Source organism: Symmachiella dynata, assembly GCF_007747995.1.
GTDB classification, from domain to species: Bacteria; Planctomycetota; Planctomycetia; order Planctomycetales; family Planctomycetaceae; genus Symmachiella; species Symmachiella dynata.
Genome location: NZ_CP036276.1, coordinates 2511721 through 2531273 on the forward strand (window position 1 = coordinate 2511721; position 19553 = coordinate 2531273).

A 19553-nucleotide genomic window follows, 5' to 3' on the forward strand; every position below is an offset into this window, starting at 1 on the left:
TCTACAGCCTCGCGTCAAAAGTCTACAGCCTAAATTCGCGTCTTCCTACTCCTGGGCCTCCCAACCGATGCTGGCGGCCAAATCTTCGAGATTGTCGGCCAAATTTACCAGCGACGTGACGTAGATCGCACTCAGGTCCCGTGTCACGTTTTTCAATTCCGCAAATGCCACAGGGGTTACATTTTCCGGATGTATCGATGCTAGCGCAGCGTTGCAGCGGGCCGCTTCTTCGTCGGCATTGAGCGACATCATTCGCATATTTGCCGCCAATTCCTGCAGATTCGCCTGCAATTCTGCCACGCTAGGCTGCGTCATTCGTCATTCACCTTCTAAAATGCCGTCAAGAAACCGACCGGCAGCGCGGGCCGGACCATTGTAAGCTTAGCACTCAAAACAGCCCCAAGAGGCCGGATCAACAGGTTTTTTCGCCCCGTTCGGCACCGCCTGCCAATCAGCGTGCCGGTTGCGTCCACAAACCGGCCCCGACGGGTAGAAAACCAGCCTGTACGTAGCTACGATTAGCGCTCGCTCGCTAAAAATCAACGCTTGGTCCCTGCCATTCACGCCCCGTACGGCGTTCGTCGTTTTTTTACCACGGAGCTTTTTTCGATGTCCGCACTACAAACCACTGATCCCGAAATCTATCAAGCTGTCCAAGACGAACAAACGCGGCAGCGGGATGGATTGGAATTGATCGCCTCAGAAAACTACACCTCGGCCGCCGTTATGGAAGCAGCCGGAACCGTACTGACGAACAAATACGCCGAAGGCTACCCCGGTCGTCGCTACTACGGCGGTTGCGAATACGCCGATGTCATCGAGGACCTCGCCCGCGACCGCGTCTGCAAGCTCTTTGGTGCCGAACACGCCAACGTCCAACCGCACTCCGGCTCGCAGGCCAACATGGCGGTCTATCTCACCGTGCTCAAACCGGGGGATACGTACCTCGCCATGGACTTGGCGCACGGCGGACACCTCACGCACGGTATGCACCTGAATTTCTCAGGCCAACTTTATAACCCCGTCCACTATGGCGTGCGGGAATCGGATCACCGGATCGATTTCGATCAAGTGGCCACCTTGGCCCGTGAACACAAACCCAAATTGATCATTGCCGGGGCCAGCGCCTACCCGCGGGAAGTCGATCACCCCAAATTCGCGGAAATTGCCCGTGAAGTCGGCGCATTGTTGATGGTGGATATGGCGCACTATTCCGGACTGGTTGCCGGCGGAGTGCACAACAACCCGGTCGAGGTTGCCGACTACGTCACCTCCACCTCGCACAAAACGCTCCGCGGTCCGCGGTCGGGATTTATTCTCACTAAAGAAGCGAACGCCAAAGACATTGACCGCACGATCTTTCCAGGCATTCAAGGTGGGCCGTTGGTGCATATCGTCGCCGGCAAAGCGGTCTGTTTCCTCGAAGCCTCGCAGCCGGAATTTAAGACCTATGCGCAACAAATCGTTGCCAACGCCAAAGTCCTGGCCGAAGTCTTAATGGCCGGTGGCATCTCGTTGGCATCGGGGGGGACGGATAACCATCTGATGATGGCCGACGTGACCGCCATTGGACTGACCGGAAAAATTGCCGAAAAATCGCTGGATCGCGCGGGGATCACCGTGAACAAAAATATGATCCCTTTCGACAAACGCAAACCGCTCGATCCCAGCGGTATCCGTATCGGCACAGCTGCCCTCACCACACGGGGGATGCAGGAAGACGATATGAAAAAAGTCGGCAGCTGGATTCTGGAAGTCCTCAAAGCCCCTGAAGACGAAGCGGTGATCGCCAAAGTCCGCGGCGAAATCCAATCATTCGCCAGCGATTTCCCCGTGCCGGGGATTTAGCGCACCACGTACACGCGACCCCCCGGCAAAGCCGGGGGCTGATGGATGGTTGCGGCGAATAATTTTCTCCCACCCCCCGGCTTTGCCGGGGGGTCGCGCCGCATACCAACCCCGCCCATCCGCCACCCATCACAACCGAACCACTACATTTCCCCATCCGCGCGATTCGACCACCACGGCAACATCACGCCCCCTTCCATCGACATGATGCTGCCGGTCATGTATTCGGCATCGTCGCTCAGCATGAAGGCGATTCCCTTGGCGATTTCTTCGGGACGCCCCAAACGGCCCCACGGCAGCGCTTTGCCACCCGCTTCGAGTTGTTCCTCGGTAAAGAATTTGCGCTCACCGGGAGTATCAATCCAGCCGGGGTAGATGGCATTCACGCGAATTCGATGGCCGACTAATTCAATCGCAGCTGTCCGCATCATGTGATCGATGGCCGCCTTGGCCATGTTGTAGGCCATGGAATCGGGAATCGCCAAAGCCGCATGCGGCGAACTGACAACCACGATCGAGCCGCCGCCACCCTGTTTGATCATCTGCATGGCCGATGCACGCACGCCATAAAAGGCACCCCACATCGTCACATCGATCGTGCGGTGAAATCCCGCCATGTCGGCATCGATCATCGATTGCCGGTCGCTGTAGGCGGCGTTGGAGACGAACAGATCCAAACTGCCGAACGCCTCCACCGTTTTCGCCACCATCCCTTCCACTGCCGCTTGATCGGCGACGTCAGCTTTCAGGAGTAACGCCTTGCGACCCAGGCTTTCAATTTCGTCAGCAACCTCTTGCGCTTCCGCTTCGCTGCTGCGGTAATTCACGGCCACATTAGCGCCATGCTGCGCCAGCTCAATCGCCGCCGCCCGCCCAATCCCCAAAGACGCCCCCGTCACAAGCGCCGCTTTTCCGTCAAACTTCATAATGTTCTCCAACCAAGTTATTGCAACGCCCGTTCAGCAAGATCCAGGCCGTTCCTTTTCTCTTTTCCCCCTCTCCCTCTGGGAGAGGGCCGGGGTGAGGGCCGCACGCTCATCCAACGTCCCCACCGCTATCATCGCCCCGGCATGATAATCCATCCGCCCCAAGAATTCGATTCGCCCAACACACAAACCGCGCAACGCGCTAGACAGCCTTTTGCGGGCTGCGATATGATCAACGTTTCAAATTCATAAAACCTGCGTCAGAAATTCACAATTCCTTGCCGCCGCTCGCCTCAAATTACACTGCGGAAAGATTACACCATGTCCACCCCTTGTTACCTCGCCGTCGACCTGGGAGCGGCCAGTGGCCGCGTCATTGCCGGTCATGTCGAAAATGGCCAAGTCACTCTGGAAGAACTGCACCGATTTCCCAACGGCGCCGTCAATGTCGCCGGGACTTTGCGGTGGGATGTGCTGGCGCTTTGGAATGAAATCCAAAACGGACTCACCATCGCTGCCGAAAAATTTGGGAAAGACATCGTCTCGGTCGGTGTCGATACCTGGGGCGTCGACTATGTGCTGCTGGGGCAGGGGGATGAACTGCTGGGGCTTCCCTACCATTATCGCGACGCCCGCACCGACAACATCATGGACGTCGCCTTGTCCCACGTTCCCCGACACAAAATCTTTGAACAAACCGGCCTGCAATTTCTGCCGTTCAACACGTTGTTCCAATTGGTCGCCATGCGGCATGCGCAGCCGCGAATTCTCGATGCCGCCGAGCGACTGTTGTTGATGCCCGACTTTTTTCACTGGTTGCTCTCCGGCAGCCAGGTCATCGAATTCACCAACGCCACCACCACTCAATGCCTCGACCCCAACACCGGCACCTGGGCCGATGACCTGCTGCGCAAGTTTGAAATTCCGACCAATATCTTTCCCGAAATCGTCCCCACGGGGACGAAGTTGGGAACGCTCCGCGGAGAAGTCGCGCATAAAACCGGCTTGGGGCGAATCAACGTCGTCGCTCCGGCAACACACGACACCGGCGCCGCCATCGCCGCCATCCCCACGCAACACACCGGCCAACCGAATTGGGCCTACATCAGCTCCGGCACATGGTCATTGATGGGAGTCGAAGTTCCCGAAGCAATCGTTTCGCACCGCGCGCTGGAATTGAACGTCACCAACGAAGGAGGCATCGATGGCACCTACCGGCTGCTGAAAAACATCGCCGGATTGTGGCTGGTGCAAGAATCTCGCCGGGCATTCGCTCAACAGGGCAAATCGTTGGATTACGAGCAACTGCAAAACCTCGCCCGCGACGCGCAGCCATTTCGCTCGTTGCTCGATCCCGACGACAGCGCTTTTCTCGCGCCCGACGACATGCCGACCGCCATCGCCGCCTATTGCAGCGGCACCGGACAGCCCGAGCCGGAAACCGAAGGACAAATCGTCCGCTGCGCACTGGAAAGCTTGGCGCTCAAATACCGCATGGTGCTCGGCTGGCTGGAAGAACTGACCGGTGTGACGACCGAAGTGATCCACATCGTCGGCGGCGGCACGCAAAACGCTTTGCTCTGCCAATTCGCCGCCAACGCCTGTCGCCGCCCCGTCGTCGCCGGTCCGGTCGAAGCCACCGCCTTGGGCAACGTCCTCATCCAAGCCCGCACCGACGGAGCCGTCGGCAGTCTGTCCGACATCCGCAAAGTCGTCGCCCGCTCGGTCGAATTGAAGCATTACCAACCCGACAACGTCGACGCCTGGGACGAAGCCTATCGCCGCTACCACGACCTACTCGCCATCCCCCGGCGGTAATCTGCCGGGGGTAGCCACTGACATAATTGAGCGTTCACTATGACCAAAACCACCAACAAAAGCCGTCTGCCGCGCACGGGTACGCTGATGCTCATTGCTGTGGTTTTGCTGATTGGCGGCGGAGGGGTGATGGTTTGGGTGCCTTATCATCGAAATCAAACGGTGATTTCTGAAGTTGAGAATCTTGGCGGAACAACAGAATCGAAGATCATTCGTCCATTCTGGGTACCAAATGCGGTGGACGATGAGCATTTGAAACCATTTGAACGAGTGTGGCAAGTTGATTTACATGACACTCAAATCAGTGATGTTGGCTTAGAGTCTCTCCGTGGGATCACAAGTCTTGTGACACTGAGACTCGAAAACACGCAAATTAGCGATGCTAGCCTGGAAAATCTTCGGGGGCTGACAAACCTTGAAAATTTGGCGCTCACAAATACGCAAGTCAGTGATGCAGGGCTTGAACATCTTCGAGGGCTAACGAACCTTCAGCATTTATCACTCACCAACAACCATGTCAGCGATGCGGGACTTGAGCATCTCAGAGAATTGACCAAGCTTTCTGGACTGAAACTCGAAAGAGCCCAAGTAAGTGATTCAGGACTTGAGCATCTCCATGGGCTGACCAACCTTGAGACTTTGAACCTCTTCTTCACCACGGAAGTCACAAGAGCCGGAATCAAGAAACTCCAAAAAGCACTACCCGGTTGCAAAATCGGGTGGATACCGACGGCAGAATACCACGAAACCCCTTAAACAACTAAGCGTGCCCCATGACCAAAACCACCCCCCAAAGCCGCCTCCCGCGCACGAGCATCATGTTGCTGATTGCTGTGGTGTTGCTGGTTGGCGGTGGGGCATTGATGGTGTGGTTGCCTTATCACCAGGAACAGCGAGCGATTGCTGAAATCGAGAGACATGATGGCCTATTTCTTTCGGAGGTCATTCGTCCTGCTTGGATTCCAAGTGCGGTGGATGTTGAGTATTTGGAAGTACTTGAGAGAGTAACGGAAATATATTTATCCGATACCCAGGTCAGTGATGCTGGGCTTGAGCATCTGCAAGGGCTGACTAAACTCGAATACCTACATCTCGACAACACCCAAGTCAGCGATGCTGGCCTTGAACACCTCCGAGGTCTGACAAATCTTGAAAGTTTAGACTTCGGTAATACCCAAGTCAGTGATACTGGGCTTAAGCATCTGCAAGGGCTGACCAAACTCGAATACCTACATCTCGACAACACCCAAGTCAGCGATGCTGGCCTTGAACACCTCCGAGGTCTGACAAATCTTGAAAGTTTAGACTTCGGTAATACCCAAGTCAGTGATACTGGGCTTAAGCATCTGCAAGGGCTGACCAAACTCGAATACCTACATCTCGACAACACCCAAGTCAGCGATGCTGGCCTTGAACACCTCCGAAGTCTGACAAATCTTGAAAGTTTAGACTTCGGTAATACCCAAGTCAGTGATGCAGGGCTTAAATATCTCCATGGGCTGCCCAACCTATGGGAGCTTGACCTCCGAAATACCCAAGTCACTGATGCGGGACTTGAGAAACTCCGCGGGTTAACCAAGCTTAAAGAGCTTTCTCTCGCAATGACCCAAGTCAGTGAGGAGGGACTTCAGAAGCTCCGCGGATTGACGAAGCTTAAGAATTTAGATCTTCGTGATACTCAAGTCGGTGACGAAGGGCTAGCGCAACTCCCAGGGGCGACGAAACTCGAAAACCTGTGGCTCGACGACACTCAAGTCAGTGATGCTGGTGTAGATCATCTGAGAGGGCTGACCAACCTTCAACTCCTGACCCTCCATAATACCCAAGTCACAAGAGCCGGAATCGAGAAACTCCAAAAATCCCTACCCGATTGCGAAATCTATTGGACACCGCCAGCAGAATAACACCGAACCACGAACACAACTAAACGTGCCCCATGACCAAAACCACCCCCCAAAGCCGTCTGCCACGCACGGGCATCATGTTGATTCTTGCTGTGGTGTTGCTGATCGGTGGTGGAGCATTAATGGTGTGGGTGCCTTATCAGCGTGAGCAAACGGTAATTGCTGAGATTGAAAAGCTTGGAGGCGAAATTCAAGCAGAGATCATTCGTCCTGCTTGGATTCCAGATGTGGTGGACGATGAGTATTTGTGGGTGTTCGAGAGAGTCGATTACATTGATTTATCTGATACTCAAGTCAGTAACGCGGGGCTCAGGAATCTCCAAGAACTGAAGAATCTTAGAACCCTTTGGCTCGGTAACACACAAGTTGGTGATGCTGGGCTTGAACATCTTCAAGCATTGACCAGTCTTTATAATCTTTCTCTCAACGATCTCCGAGTCAGTGATGCAGGGCTGAAACACCTCCGAGGACTGACTAACCTATACTGGGTGTCACTCGACGGGACCCAAGTTAGCGATGCCGGGCTGGTCCATCTCCGCAGACTCACCAAGCTTAACAATTTGTACCTCGACAATACCCAAGTCACTGATGCGGGAATTGAACGACTCCGAGGGCTAGTCCAACTACATTGCCTCTCCTTCAATAATACTCAAGTCACTGACGCGGGGCTGGAAGGTCTCAAAGGTCGGACAGAACTTACAAACTTGGACCTCGATTATACCCGTGTCAGTGATGCGGGACTTGAGCATCTTCGGGAACTGCCCAACATTAAGAGTCTATCACTGGAATATACCCAGGTTACAAAAGCTGGGATTGAAAAACTCAAGGAAACTCACCCCAATTGCATAATTGATTGGATACAATCAGCGGAATAACACAGAACCACGAACACAACTAAGCGTGCCCTATGACCGAAACCACCCCAAAAAGCCGTCTGCCGCGCACGGGCACGTTAGTGGTCATCGCCATCGTTTTACTTGTCGGATGCGGCATGATGATGGTGTGGGTGCCGTATCACCGCAATCAGACAGCCATTGCTGAGATTGCACGACTTGGTGGAAGAACGGAGTCGGAGTTTGCACCTCCACTCTGGATTCCTGACGTGTTGGCTAGTGAAATAATGCCACTGTTCGAAAGGGTCTACCACATTGACTTAACCGAGACTCACATCACTGACGAAGATCTCGGGAATTTCCAAGGGCTGACGAATCTTAAAATCCTGTGGCTAGATAACACGCAAGTGGGCGATGTAGGCTTACAGCACGTCGGAGGGTTGACAGACTGTTCGCAATTATCGTTGCACAACACACCGGTCGGTGACGATGGTATGGAACACCTTCGAGGACTGAAAAACCTGCACGTTTTATGGCTTCATCACACACATGTCACGGAAACAGGTTTTAAGAGACTACAAGCTGCTCTTCCCGAATGCCAGATTCACTGGAGGCCATCAACCCCATGACCGAAGCCACCCCAAAAAGCCCTCTGCCGCGTATGAGCATCATGTTGCTTTTTGCTGTGGTGTTGCTGATTGGCGGGGTCGTGTTGACGCTGCGAAGACCGGCCTACCGAGAACAGCAGGCAATTGCTGAAATTGATCGGCTGGGCGGAATGGCTAAATCGGAAATCATTCGTCCCCGCTGGATTCCAGAGTCGATTGGCGACGAGAATTTGGCCGTTTACAACAGAGTTATTCTTGTCAATTTATCGAACACCCAAGTCAGCGATACGGGACTGGAGCACGTCGGCGGATTGAAACAACTACGAACACTGCAGCTCAACAACACCCCGGTTGGCAATGCCGGGCTTGAGCATCTCCAAGGGTTGGCCAACCTTGAAGATCTAGATCTCAACAATACCCAAGTCAGTGATGCAGGTCTTGAGTCGCTTCGAGGGCTGAATCACCTTTCGGAACTTCGGCTGGGTGGCACCCAGGTCAGCGGTTCGGGGCTGGTGTCTCTCCGGGGGCTGACCAACCTGGCTTATCTATATCTCGACGATTCCCAAGTCGGCGATGCGGGGCTTGAGCATCTCGGGGGGGTAAAGAACCTGAGAGTTCTATCGCTGGAAAATACCCAAGTTAGCGACGCTGGGCTTGATCATCTTCGAGGATTGTCAAATCTAAACAGTCTAAATCTCAACGATACCCGAGTCAGCGACGTTGGACTTGAGCATCTTCAAAAATTGCCCCAACTAGTACAACTTACGCTCGATAACACCCAAATTAGTGATGCGGGGCTTGAGCATGTTCATGGGTTTCCCCAACTTGATCAGCTATCGCTCAACAACACACAAATCAGTGATGCGGGGCTTGAGCATCTTCGAGGGTTGACTCACTTTATTCAGATTTCACTCGAAAACACTCACGTGACGCAAGCCGGGATCGATAAACTCAAACAAGCCTGTCCTTGCTACATTCGATGGACACCGCCATCGGAATAACGCCGAACCACTGACACGAGACCGCGGCCGCCATGACCGAAACCACCCCCAAACGCCGACGACCGCGCAAACGCGTGATACTGCTCATCGTCGTGCTGTTGGCGGTGAGTAGTGCTGTGCTGGCCGTCTGGTGGCCGTATTATTGTGAGCAAGTGGCGATCGCTAAAATCGATGAATTGGGGGGATTGACACGGACGGGGATCGTGCGTCCTCGCTGGATTCCTGAAGCGGTCGATGATCGTTATTTGGTCCTGTTTGAGCGAATCGATGCGATCAGTCTGTCAGTTCCCCAGGTCGGCGATGCGGAACTTGAGCAATTTCGCAAATTGACCAACTTACAGATCCTGATTCTCAACAACACACAAGTCGGCGACGCGGGGCTTGCTCGACTGCGAAAACGGAAAAAAATTTGGGACCTTTCGCTGGATCAGACCCAAGTCACCGATGCCGGGCTTGAGCACCTGCGGGAATTGCCCAACCTGCAATGGCTGAGCCTGAAAAACACGCAAGTATCTGACGCCGGGCTTAAGCATCTGCAAGGACTCAGCAAACTTCAACTCCTTTCGCTGGATGAGACCCAGGTCACTGATGCGGGACTTGCGCATCTCAAGGGATTGAACAAACTAGTGGCCCTCTCGCTGAATAACACGCAGATCGGCGACGTCGGGGTCGAGTCGCTCGGTGAGCTGAAGACCCTCAGATACCTCTCTGTCTGTAACACCCAAGTCACGCGAGACGGATACTGGGCCCTTCGGTTAGCTCTGCATGGTTGTGATATCCGCTGGACGCCTCCAGCGAAATAGCGTCTCCGGCGATTGCGACTGTGCTTAGAGCATTCCTATGCCGGTCACGGGGAATTCTCCCCACAACGGCGGCTTTTTGTGGGCTGCGCCCGCCCTGATTGCGAAGCGATCATGGCCACCCATTGATTTTGTATGAGATTCGCAATCTTTTACTGCATTGCCACTTACGGCGAATTCACCTCTCGGGCATCCGTCGGTTTCAAGATGTCTTGTAACGCATTCGGGGTCACTCCGCTTCACTGGGTAGAGGGAGCAAACAGTTGCTCCTCACCACAAACTAAACAATCAATCCGACAGACCCAAACCCCAGCGAGGTGAACCCCATGCGACAAATTTTCATTCGACTGACGACCACCCTTTGCGTTGCCACAGCCCTGTTGTGCACGGCGACGACGACTCCCGCGGCGGACGACCTGTTTTCTTCCGACAGCTTGAAACAAGTCTTCAATCCCGCGCCACCACAAAACGCAACACCGCCGAGTCCTCCGCAACAATCCCCAGTGCAGCCGGTTCCTCCGCAGCAACCGCCCACCCAAACGCAACCACCAAGCCGGGCGTTGGATCCTGCTGAGATCCCGAATTTCCTGATGCTGATGGGGTATCAATCCGAGGACCTGGGCGATGGGGTCTTTAAGACCACCTTGAAAAAAGGGGAATGGAATCTGCCATACGCATTCGTGATCAGCCCCAACAAGGCTCAATTTTGGGTCACCCTGTCGCTGAACACGCTGCAAGAAGGCGTTTCGATTCCCGCCGAAAAAATGCAGAAGATGTTGAATTTCAACCACCAATACGGCCCGATTCACTTTGCCTACAGCGAAAAAACCCGGCGGATTTACGTTTGCCGAGCCTTGGAAAACGATGGCCTGAATCCGGCAGAAGTGAAGAAAGTCATCGAAGTCTTGGCCGAGTTGGCGATCAATAACGAAGACTTGTGGAACCACACCAAATGGCAAACGGCTCAACAGCCGCAGGTTCAACAACAAACGCCGCAAGCACCGGTTCAGCAGCAACCGACACCGGCACACGTCGGCACATGGCGGTCGACCGCACCGGACAACTCGACGTTTCAGCTAACCCTAAACGCCGACGGGAGCTTTGTGCTCTACCACGTGCATGGCTCGAAGACCGACAAGTCCGTTGGCCGCTACACGTTGGCTGGAAACAGTCTGACCTTGTTGATGACTGAAACGGACAAATTGGAAGCCTATTTCACTTGGTACAACAACGGCACATGGCGATTCCTGATGAAAGACGCCCAACCGGGTGCCCAGGGCCTGCTGTTCGCTAAAGCGTAATCTCGACCGCAAAACTTGTGAAAACTTCAACCGCCCGGATCAATTCTGATTCGGGCGGTTTTCTTTATGTTACTCTGTAGTAATGGGTTACGGCGAATTGATGCTCGAAAAACTTCCGGCCCTAGCATTTATTTTGAATCGCACTGCAACATTTGCGACGGAACTCCGCTTGGAGATGTAGCTGGTTAAAAACCACACGATGGTTTCTCCGGCGAAATCAAAATTCTCTGCCAAAAATTGCCAAACCGTGGCGCGTCGCTGCTGGAATTGGGCATTACCGAGTAGAGCAAACACGAAACATTCTCTCCCCCACTCAAACACAGACTCGATCACAACCCTAAAGGGATGCCATGAAAACCCTCATTCATCTGACTGCCGTTGTTTGCCTCCTGACACTATCAAGTGTGGCCGAAGCCGATTCCAAAACGGGTGGACGTCGCGGTGGCGGCCAGCGTGGACATCACGGCCGCCGGCATCATGGTCGTCACCACGGTCGACATCACGGCCATCACCGCGGCCACCATCATGGTCGTCACTACGGTGATTATTATGGTTACGGGCCGCGGGGGGGATTTGTGAGCGATCCTTTCGCCCCGATCGACGAAGGATTCGTTGTCGATCCGCTGGTCGGCGAAGCTGAAGTGATTCGTTCATTGGGCGAATTCAACCGCAATACGTCCGAAGCCTTGATCAACCTCGAAGAGGCTCGCCAAAAGGCCATCGAAAACCATCGATTGAGCGTTGAAACGCGGTACGAACTGAAACGGCAATGGCGGGAACGTCAAAATGCCCGGCTTAGCCGACGGCGCCGTCCCCAACCGCGTGACGGAGAAGCACGCCCAAAGACGGAGAACCGATTGGATGATGACGAGTTCAATCGCCTGACCGGAGAAATCGAATGGCCGGAAGTCCTGCTCGACACACAGTTCGAAGACTACCGTATCGCTTTTGAACAAATCTTCGCTAACCCCACAACAAAAGAATCGGGAGCCGGCACCAACCTGCACCGCGACGTCAACGAACTGGCCTCCTACATGAGGGAGCAACTGCGGTTTCAAGTCGCCGACATGTCAGCCGCCGATTATATCGCTGCCAAGAAATTCATCGACCGGTTACTCAATGAAGCCCGTAGTACGGAGGTGCAAGTGAATAGCGACAGTGCAATCACCGCTCTGAAATAAATGTGACGATTCTTTTCAACTCCAACTCCAAATCAAACCCCCGTCTGCGACTTCGTCGCGACGGGGGTTTTAGCATTTCCGCACAAGTAAATATTCGTCCCCCATGTTGCTCCGCCCGCGACGGGACTGCATCACCGCAGGCAACGGCGATTTGACAAACCGGCGACGACTGCACAGACTGAGGAGCGATTCTGTTGAAGGTCTTCAATGATCATTTGTCATTCTTCGTCGAAAGGCTCTCGCAATGCGCGTTTCCCTGGTTCTGCTGTTTGGCGTGTTGTTCGCGATTGTGGCTGACGCCGGAACTCTCGCAGCCGCCGATGCCGACAAGCCGAACGTTTTGTTTTTGATTTGCGATGACCTCAACTGCGACCTCGGTTGTTATGGGCATCCACAAGTCAAATCGCCCAACATCGATCGATTGGCGCAGCGGGGCGTGCGTTTCTCCAACGCCTATTGCCAATACCCGTTGTGCGGACCCAGCCGCGCGTCTTTCATGACCGGGTTGTATCCCGACCAAACCTTGATTCATCGCAACAGCATTTATATTCGCGAAACAGTTCCCAACGTAAAAACGATGTCGCAAATGTTCCGCAGTGAGGGACATTTCGCCACGCGCATCGGCAAGATCTATCATTACGGCGTTCCACGGCACATCGGCACCAGCGGGCATGATGATCCCTTCTCCTGGGATTACACCATCAATCCCCGCGGTCGCGACAAAGACGAAGAGGATTTGATCTTCAGTCTCATTCCAGGCCAGTTCGGCGGAACGATGAGTTGGCTGGCCGCTGAGGGGACCGATGAAGAACAGACCGACGGCATCGCCGCCACGAACGCCACCGAATTGCTGCAGACGTATGCCGCTGACAAACGGCAGTTCTATCTAGCGGTGGGACTCTATCGTCCGCACACGCCCTACGTGGCGCCCAAGAAATACTTCGACATGTATCCGTTGGATAAGATCCGCGTGCCAACTGTCCCTGACGGCTACTTGGATACACTCCCCAAACCAGCGGTCCGCGCGATTCGACGAAAAAAGCAAAACTCAAACCTGCCGGACAAACTCGCCCGCCAAGCGATTCAAGCTTATTATGCCTCGATCACCTTTGCCGATGCCCAAGTCGGCCGCATTCTCGATGCACTGGATGAAGCGGGGTTGTCGGACAATACGATCGTGTTGTTTACGTCGGACCACGGTTATCACATGGGAGAACATGGCCATTATCAAAAAACGACGCTTTTCGAAAATGCGGCGCGCGTCCCCTTGATCATCGCCGGCCCCGGTGTCACAGCCAAGGGAGCCATCACCAGTGCACTCGCCGAAATGGTCGACTTCTATCCCACGCTGGCCGAAATGACCGGTTTGACAACTCCGGACTATCTACCCGGCGTGAGTCTCGTGCCGGTGCTGAAAGATCCGACACAAACTCCCCGCGATTCCGCACTCACGCAGTACGACTCCGGATACAGCATTCGCACACCGCGATATCGCTACACGCATTGGGGGCCCGACGGAGAAGACGGTGCCGAATTGTATGACCACCAAACGGACCCAGAGGAGATGGTCAATCTGGCCAACAAGCCGGAGTTCGCCGAGTTGGCCCTGCAGCTGTCTAAGCAACTCAAAGAACGCATCGCCGATGCGAAGCGCAAACCCCCCGGCGTGAATCAAATCCAAAACCGCAAAACCCGCAGAGTTCCAAGATCAAAAATTGGCCCACGATAAACGGTTGCTGAACCGTACGTCCCAGGACGTTCTCGATTCCACGGCAGGTGGGTCCCAAGCACCACGTCTCCCAAACCGACCGCTTGCGGTCGTGCGCAGCGACATCTGTAATTTAGACAAATGGCGCGCAGCCCGATTCACAATTGAGCTACGGTTTTAATGTTGCCGAAATACAACACGGCTGAGCACGGCAGCGCGCGATCCATCGTCTTGAGAGAATTCGGGTTATGGCAAATCCCTGGCGGCGGTGTTGCCAAATGCCCACATGCTGGCGTTAGCGAGGGAAGACGGTTTCGTGATGGTTTAAGAAAATACCAAACGCGTTAAGTGTTGCCCTCGATTGAAGTTATCCGTGGTGCGGTATTGCTGTTTCATACAGAATAATGCCCGGGCAAATCGATTGGCATCACGATTGCATTAAGAGACTGTCATACAACACAAGACAACAACTCACGCAAACACACCAACCGCGTGAACTCTCCCGCCCCGCTCACCCAGCGGGGTTTTTTTATGCGCGGCTGAAGTCACAGGCAGCTAACAGCCCGTTGAAAACCCAAAAACATTCGCGAGTCGGGTGTGCTCCTAAACAAGCAGCTGCTCCACATCAGCCAGCGCGCTTTCCGTAGGCGCTGCCACGATCAGGTGCATCAGCTTCGGCGGCTGTCCGCCAATAGTGGCCGGTGAAGTCGGTATGATGCGGCAGTCGGCGGGGAGTTTCCGGCGAATGTGCTCCCATGGGGAATCTTCGGATCCCTCCAACGGTTGAAAAGGGAAATGCAACCAGGCGCCCGCTTCACCGGGGACAAGACAGCGCCGAAACCCCCAGGCCAACCGGCCCATCGTCAAGCGGGCGTTGATATCTTGCAGTGGACGGATGCGGATTTCTCCCTGCTGATCGCGATACCGCATGGCATCGATGCCCAACGGGCCGAAGTATCCGGTTTGTTGCATATGAACTGCTAATCGCCGTCCCACGTCGACCGCTGTTTGCCAAGCGGTGGCCGCTGCGGCGGAAATCGTGAGCCGACTTCCGCGGTAGTGACCAGTTGCGTCGCACAATTGCGGCGTGATGCCCAACAACTGCGGTTCGCCGTCCCGGGGAATCTCAAATTGCAGCCCGGCTTCGTCGATGCGTTGCACCCACGGTTCGAACAGCACCGCTCCATCGCGCGCGAGTCGTTTTTTGGCCCAGTTGATGGTCGGCGTCTCGACCTCCACGCCGCTTCCAAGATGCCGTTCGCGGCCCGACATGCCAAAGCGTGCTTTGAGCACCCAACCGAGGGAGAAGTTCGCTGATTGCTCGATCACCCTTGCCAGTTCATCGAGATGACAAATTTCGGCAGCGCCATCCAGGCCGCAATTCCAGCGGGTTTCCAATTCATAGGCGACACGGCGGCAGTTCGCCTGTTTCACAACTTCTAACGGCGGATGCTCGGCGGATGCACCGGTTTGTGTTGCCAACTTCAGAGCGACGTCTGACCAACCCCACGGAACCAGACTCAGGTCCCGTGGTAAGGACGCCCCGGCGGTCACGAGTCGTGGTCGCGGCATCCCCGCTGCAGTGAGGTCATTGAGATGGGATTCATCAAATGGTGCCGGACACCACAGGTAGTCCTCTTCATCCGCGAGCGCGATCAGTGCGGGCGTCAATTCCGCATTGATCCGGCCCAGTTTGGAGTCGGGAGACGGAGCGCCGGCGCCGGTCAAATGGTGTTCGAAATCAAAATTACCGTAGAGGAGGCGGGGCATCTTAAAATTGTAGCGATGCGGCGTTTTGAGAGCACTGCTGCCATCGGGCGACTTTAGCCAAAACCGCGCGCAGCCGGTCAACAAAGTGCATCAGTCCGCACAAACGGAATAATTGGAACGACCCGTTCCTACCCCCTGTATAGCACCCCAGTTCAGGGGCGAATCGGTGATGCGGTCATTCCGGCTATGACGATCCTAATCCCCGTGACTGCCGTAGGACATCGGCCAGTCATGCGGTATTTGCGTTTTAAGAGTCTTCCGTCATTCGGACCCAGATGGCGGTCAAGCGATCCTTTCCCCAGAACCAGCAGCCCGCATGTTACTCACCCACGCAGCGGAACGCGCTCTCTTGCATAAGACGACAGCAGCTCTTGGAGTTGTAGTCTGTCTGTGGTTATGCGCATTGAGTAGTGGTTGTCATCACGATGTTGCCGTGCCTGAATTGACGTGTGATATGCGCGGTGTTTCGGGAGATGCCTTGGTCGTGCCGGCCAATGCTCAATGGGTTGATAGCGGAATGGACGTGCAGTCGGGGGAATCGGTGACGTTGGTGGCGCACGGACGAATTCGTCATCTCATCCCCCAAACCGAGCAGGAAATCGAAAAATCCGAAGCGGGACCGGCAGGGACCTTTTTCTACGACGATTCTCAGGGGCATCAAGAATTCCCCTTGCCGGCAGCGGGCAGCGGACCGGCGCCTTGTTATTGCCTGATCGGCCGCATCGGCGAGGGACGTCCGTTTTTTGTCGGCGACGGAATGAGCATTGCGGCTGAGTCGACCGGTCGCTTGTATTTGGGCGTCAACGACTTCGATGTCAGCGACAATACCGGTGAGTTCTATGTCGAGGTCTCCAAACCCGACACCGTGCAACCCGTGTCGTTCCGGCAGGATGTTCGCCGCGACGCACCGGAAGGGCTTCCGGCGGCGGGGTGTTCTGTGGTCGTGTTTTACGTCGACGGACTGCGGCCCGACGTGTTGGAGGAAATGTCGGCCATGCACCATGTGCCGCATCTGACGGAGCATTTCATCGACGGCGGAACGCATATGCGGAACACCTTTACCGCGTTTCCCTCCGATACAATCACCTCCAATGGAACGATGTGGACCGGATGTTTTTCGGATCGGCACGGTATCAAGGGGCAGATTCGCTTCAGCAGGCAACGGCTGGAATCAGAGTCCGGTTTGGATCCCATGGGCCCCAGCCGGACATCACGGCTATTGCGGCCGCACGGGACGGACAAATTAATACACAATGCCCAGGCTGCGACGGTCGGCTATTTTGAGGGTAACGAAGCAGAGATTCGTTGGAAGTCCTCAAAACGGACAGGCATTCCGGCGGTTTACGATTACCTCCGCGTCGAGGGCAACGATTGGGCAACCGGTGTTCTGCCCATCATGACCGATGCGCCGCCTTCCATGTGGACGCGGAGTCTCGCGCGGCATTTGCCCTATTTTCAGGCGCATCAGGCTTGGCAATACATCGACGATGCCAACGCGCACTTCGCTGTCCGGCATTTGCTCAATCGCGAACAACCGCTAACGGTGATTTGGCTGCCGGAAACCGACTCCGTCAGTCACAAATATTGCCGCGGTCAATTTGGCACGACGCGTAAAACAATCGCTATGGCGGACGTATTAGTGGGAGATGTGACCGAAGAGCTGCGGGCGCAGGGACGGTTGCAGAATACGTATCTCGTGCTGGTCAGCGACCATGGGCATCTGGGAGGCCGCAAGACTCACTTGACGCGATACGATCTGGTGCATGAACTGTTTTTTCGCGAACGAGAAGTCACGGCCGATGGCCGCTGGGTTGGCGGCGGGTTAGGACTCTCGGTGCGGCAACACCGATTAGAAAACTGGCACACAGGCGATACGAAAGACAAGATGGTTTACGTCGACGGAAATTCTGACGGAGCCGCACGCATCTTTTTGCCCAGAGGAAACTATCAGTCAGGAGATTGGAACGGTCCCAACCGTCCGGCCGATTTACTGGCCTACCAAATCGCGCCGCACTTACCGGCGGTCGATTTACCGCAATACATCGTCAGTTCCCGAGCGGTCAACCATGCCGGAGAGGAACAAAACCCTGTCGATTTGGCGTTGATGAAACTGGATGATCGTTCGATCCTGATCACCACAGCGGACCGCGGACAGGCGATCATTGATCGGCGGCAACGCAAAAAAGGAGGCTGGGAGTATCGCTATACGGTCGTTGACAATGTCCGTCCTGGCGCAAATGGCGCAGCCGAATTCGATGTCGTAGAGAATCCCAAAACCGATCCGCTCAAACTGCTGCAGGAAGTTTGGCCGCAGTACTTTACTTATTACCACGACGAGGAAAAGTGGCTGCAACTGACGGCGCCGACCGAGTATCCTGATGGCGTGGTGACGCTGACCCGGCATATGTTGTGGCAGGATCACCTCAAAGTCCGTGAGCAAGAATACGCACCCGATCTGGTCGTGACAGCCCGGCATGGTTGGTTTTTCGGAACGCAGAACACACCCGGGACGACGCACGGCTACCCATTGGCCGATGCGGTGCGGGCCACTTGGTATCTGTCGGGACCGAATATTCGTCGCGGCGCGCGGATTCACGAACCTGCCCGTTTGGCTGACTTGACACCCACGATATTGACGATGGCTTCGGTCAATACGCGCCCGGAGTGGTTTGAAGGAACTGTCCGTCGCACCGTCTTCGCAACTGCTGCCGCGGAACCGTCCGCCGACGACACGCCGGTGCATTGGCGCGACGTGGATCTGCAGGCATGGGACAAACTGGATTATGCGCCGGTCCCCGAATTTGACCGGCAGCCGATCACCGTCAATCGCCCCGGCAGCCCCTGGGATGTCAACAACATCGCTTACAACGCTTTGACCGTCGGAGATTGGAGCGTCTTTCGTTTGGTGGACGACGCTTTAGCTCCCGGCAAGGATAAAAAGAAGCCTGTAACCGAAACCGTGGACAGCATCGAACGTCGCGGTCGGCGATCCCGTCACAAATGGGTCGCCGAAGGGACGCACGCGTTGAATGTCTCAGAGGTCTCGCTAAGCGACTATAGCCTGACCTCGTCGGGGAATATGTACCGCGCAAACGGTGTCGTCGACTGGTTGCAAAATCGAGGGACACGGCTTGACGAAAAGATCTCCGACAAAGTCGGCCGCAACACCGTGCTCGGCGCTCCGAAAGTCAATCGCGCTGTGGACGGCGTGCAGGACGGCTACTGGGATGTCTACAAGTACGTCCAGCGGTTGATGGTCGAGGTGTTGGACGAAACCGTGCTCAACGGTCTTGAGAACAACGTCGACCGCGCAATCAACGCATCGCGAAAAACACCCCCGGAAATCCTCGTGCAATAACGCCCTGCACGGCTACGCCTCGCATGCATTGGGTGCGTTGCGACGTCCCATTAGCTTATGGGCTGCGCCAAAAAAAGGCCTCACGCAAAGACGCCAAGCCGCAAAGAAGACAAAAGAGGGTAAGTTGCCTTTCGGCGTTCGTGAAGACTTGGGAATGTCGTGCAGCTATTCGGACCAGCGACCACTTAGAGTATGTGATCAATGGGGAGGGCGAAGCTCCAGCTGAGCCGCGATGGATCAAAACGCTGAACAAATCCGTCGGATCACTGCACGCCCAGGGGAAGAAAGCGGCTCAGCAGGAGCTTCGCCCTCCCGCTGCGTTGAATTAAAAAAACCGAAGTCATATTTCTAAAGCAGACTCGTAGCTGTCGCGCAACAGATTCGCTTTGCCAAGAAATTCTTTGCGGCTTAGCGCCTCTGCGTGAGGTTTTTCTCAGCGACACAGCAAGCGTCGCAACGCACCGAGGTTAGCAAGCAGTGCGGGGCACTCGGGCACT

The 19553-nt window shown here is 55.1% G+C and carries 15 protein-coding genes; 12 read left to right on the forward strand and 3 right to left on the reverse strand.

Annotation, left to right across the window (positions count from 1 at the left end):
- Nucleotides 1-45 precede the first annotated feature (45 nt).
- Nucleotides 46-315 carry a hypothetical protein gene (locus Mal52_RS09660; RefSeq protein ID WP_145375708.1) on the reverse strand — a complete coding sequence of 90 codons (270 nt, stop codon included), beginning with the start codon at nucleotides 313-315 and terminating at the stop codon, nucleotides 46-48.
- A gap of 294 nt (nucleotides 316-609) precedes the next feature.
- On the opposite strand from Mal52_RS09660, the gene Mal52_RS09665 reads away from it, so the two are divergent.
- Complete coding sequence (locus tag Mal52_RS09665; RefSeq protein ID WP_145375710.1) at nucleotides 610-1848, forward strand: serine hydroxymethyltransferase; 1239 nt, start codon at nucleotides 610-612, stop codon at nucleotides 1846-1848.
- Between the two features lie 143 nt (nucleotides 1849-1991).
- On the opposite strand, the gene Mal52_RS09670 is transcribed toward Mal52_RS09665, so the two are convergent.
- Nucleotides 1992-2774: an SDR family NAD(P)-dependent oxidoreductase gene (locus tag Mal52_RS09670; protein WP_145375712.1), complete on the reverse strand. Its 783-nt coding sequence runs from the start codon at nucleotides 2772-2774 to the stop codon at nucleotides 1992-1994.
- A 321-nt stretch (nucleotides 2775-3095) separates the two neighbouring features.
- Between Mal52_RS09670 and Mal52_RS09675 the strand changes: the two genes are divergently transcribed.
- The 10 genes from Mal52_RS09675 to Mal52_RS09720 all read left to right on the forward strand — a co-directional run bounded on the left by Mal52_RS09675 (nucleotide 3096) and on the right by Mal52_RS09720 (nucleotide 13949).
- A complete protein-coding gene (locus tag Mal52_RS09675; protein ID WP_145375714.1) occupies nucleotides 3096-4592 on the forward strand; it encodes a rhamnulokinase in 1497 nt (498 codons plus the stop codon).
- A 39-nt stretch (nucleotides 4593-4631) separates the two neighbouring features.
- Nucleotides 4632-5348 (forward strand): leucine-rich repeat domain-containing protein, encoded by a 717-nt coding sequence (locus tag Mal52_RS09680; RefSeq protein ID WP_145375716.1) that lies wholly within the window; start codon nucleotides 4632-4634, stop codon nucleotides 5346-5348.
- Nucleotides 5349-5410: 62 nt separating this feature from the next.
- Nucleotides 5411-6496, forward strand: coding sequence for a leucine-rich repeat domain-containing protein (locus tag Mal52_RS09685; RefSeq protein ID WP_197534782.1), 1086 nt, complete (start codon nucleotides 5411-5413; stop codon nucleotides 6494-6496).
- Between the two features lie 32 nt (nucleotides 6497-6528).
- A complete protein-coding gene (locus tag Mal52_RS09690; protein WP_145375720.1) occupies nucleotides 6529-7371 on the forward strand; it encodes a leucine-rich repeat domain-containing protein in 843 nt (280 codons plus the stop codon).
- Between the two features lie 32 nt (nucleotides 7372-7403).
- Nucleotides 7404-7958 carry a leucine-rich repeat domain-containing protein gene (locus Mal52_RS09695; protein ID WP_145375722.1) on the forward strand — a complete coding sequence of 185 codons (555 nt, stop codon included), beginning with the start codon at nucleotides 7404-7406 and terminating at the stop codon, nucleotides 7956-7958.
- Complete coding sequence (locus Mal52_RS09700) at nucleotides 7955-8938, forward strand: leucine-rich repeat domain-containing protein (RefSeq protein WP_197534783.1); 984 nt, start codon at nucleotides 7955-7957, stop codon at nucleotides 8936-8938. Before Mal52_RS09695 ends, Mal52_RS09700 begins: the two co-directional genes overlap by 4 nt.
- Nucleotides 8939-8970: 32 nt before the next feature.
- Nucleotides 8971-9741, forward strand: a complete 771-nt coding sequence (locus Mal52_RS09705; protein WP_145375726.1) for a leucine-rich repeat domain-containing protein — start codon at nucleotides 8971-8973, stop codon at nucleotides 9739-9741.
- Nucleotides 9742-10064: 323 nt separating this feature from the next.
- Nucleotides 10065-11039: a hypothetical protein gene (locus Mal52_RS09710; RefSeq protein WP_145375728.1), complete on the forward strand. Its 975-nt coding sequence runs from the start codon at nucleotides 10065-10067 to the stop codon at nucleotides 11037-11039.
- Between the two features lie 350 nt (nucleotides 11040-11389).
- Nucleotides 11390-12220: a hypothetical protein gene (locus Mal52_RS09715; protein ID WP_145375730.1), complete on the forward strand. Its 831-nt coding sequence runs from the start codon at nucleotides 11390-11392 to the stop codon at nucleotides 12218-12220.
- Between the two features lie 244 nt (nucleotides 12221-12464).
- Nucleotides 12465-13949: a sulfatase gene (locus tag Mal52_RS09720; protein ID WP_145375732.1), complete on the forward strand. Its 1485-nt coding sequence runs from the start codon at nucleotides 12465-12467 to the stop codon at nucleotides 13947-13949.
- A 582-nt stretch (nucleotides 13950-14531) separates the two neighbouring features.
- Here Mal52_RS09720 and Mal52_RS09725 read toward each other — a convergent pair.
- Nucleotides 14532-15698, reverse strand: coding sequence for a hypothetical protein (locus tag Mal52_RS09725; RefSeq protein WP_145375733.1), 1167 nt, complete (start codon nucleotides 15696-15698; stop codon nucleotides 14532-14534).
- A gap of 433 nt (nucleotides 15699-16131) precedes the next feature.
- Between Mal52_RS09725 and Mal52_RS09730 the strand changes: the two genes are divergently transcribed.
- A complete protein-coding gene (locus Mal52_RS09730; protein ID WP_197534784.1) occupies nucleotides 16132-19056 on the forward strand; it encodes an alkaline phosphatase family protein in 2925 nt (974 codons plus the stop codon).
- Nucleotides 19057-19553 lie beyond the last annotated feature (497 nt).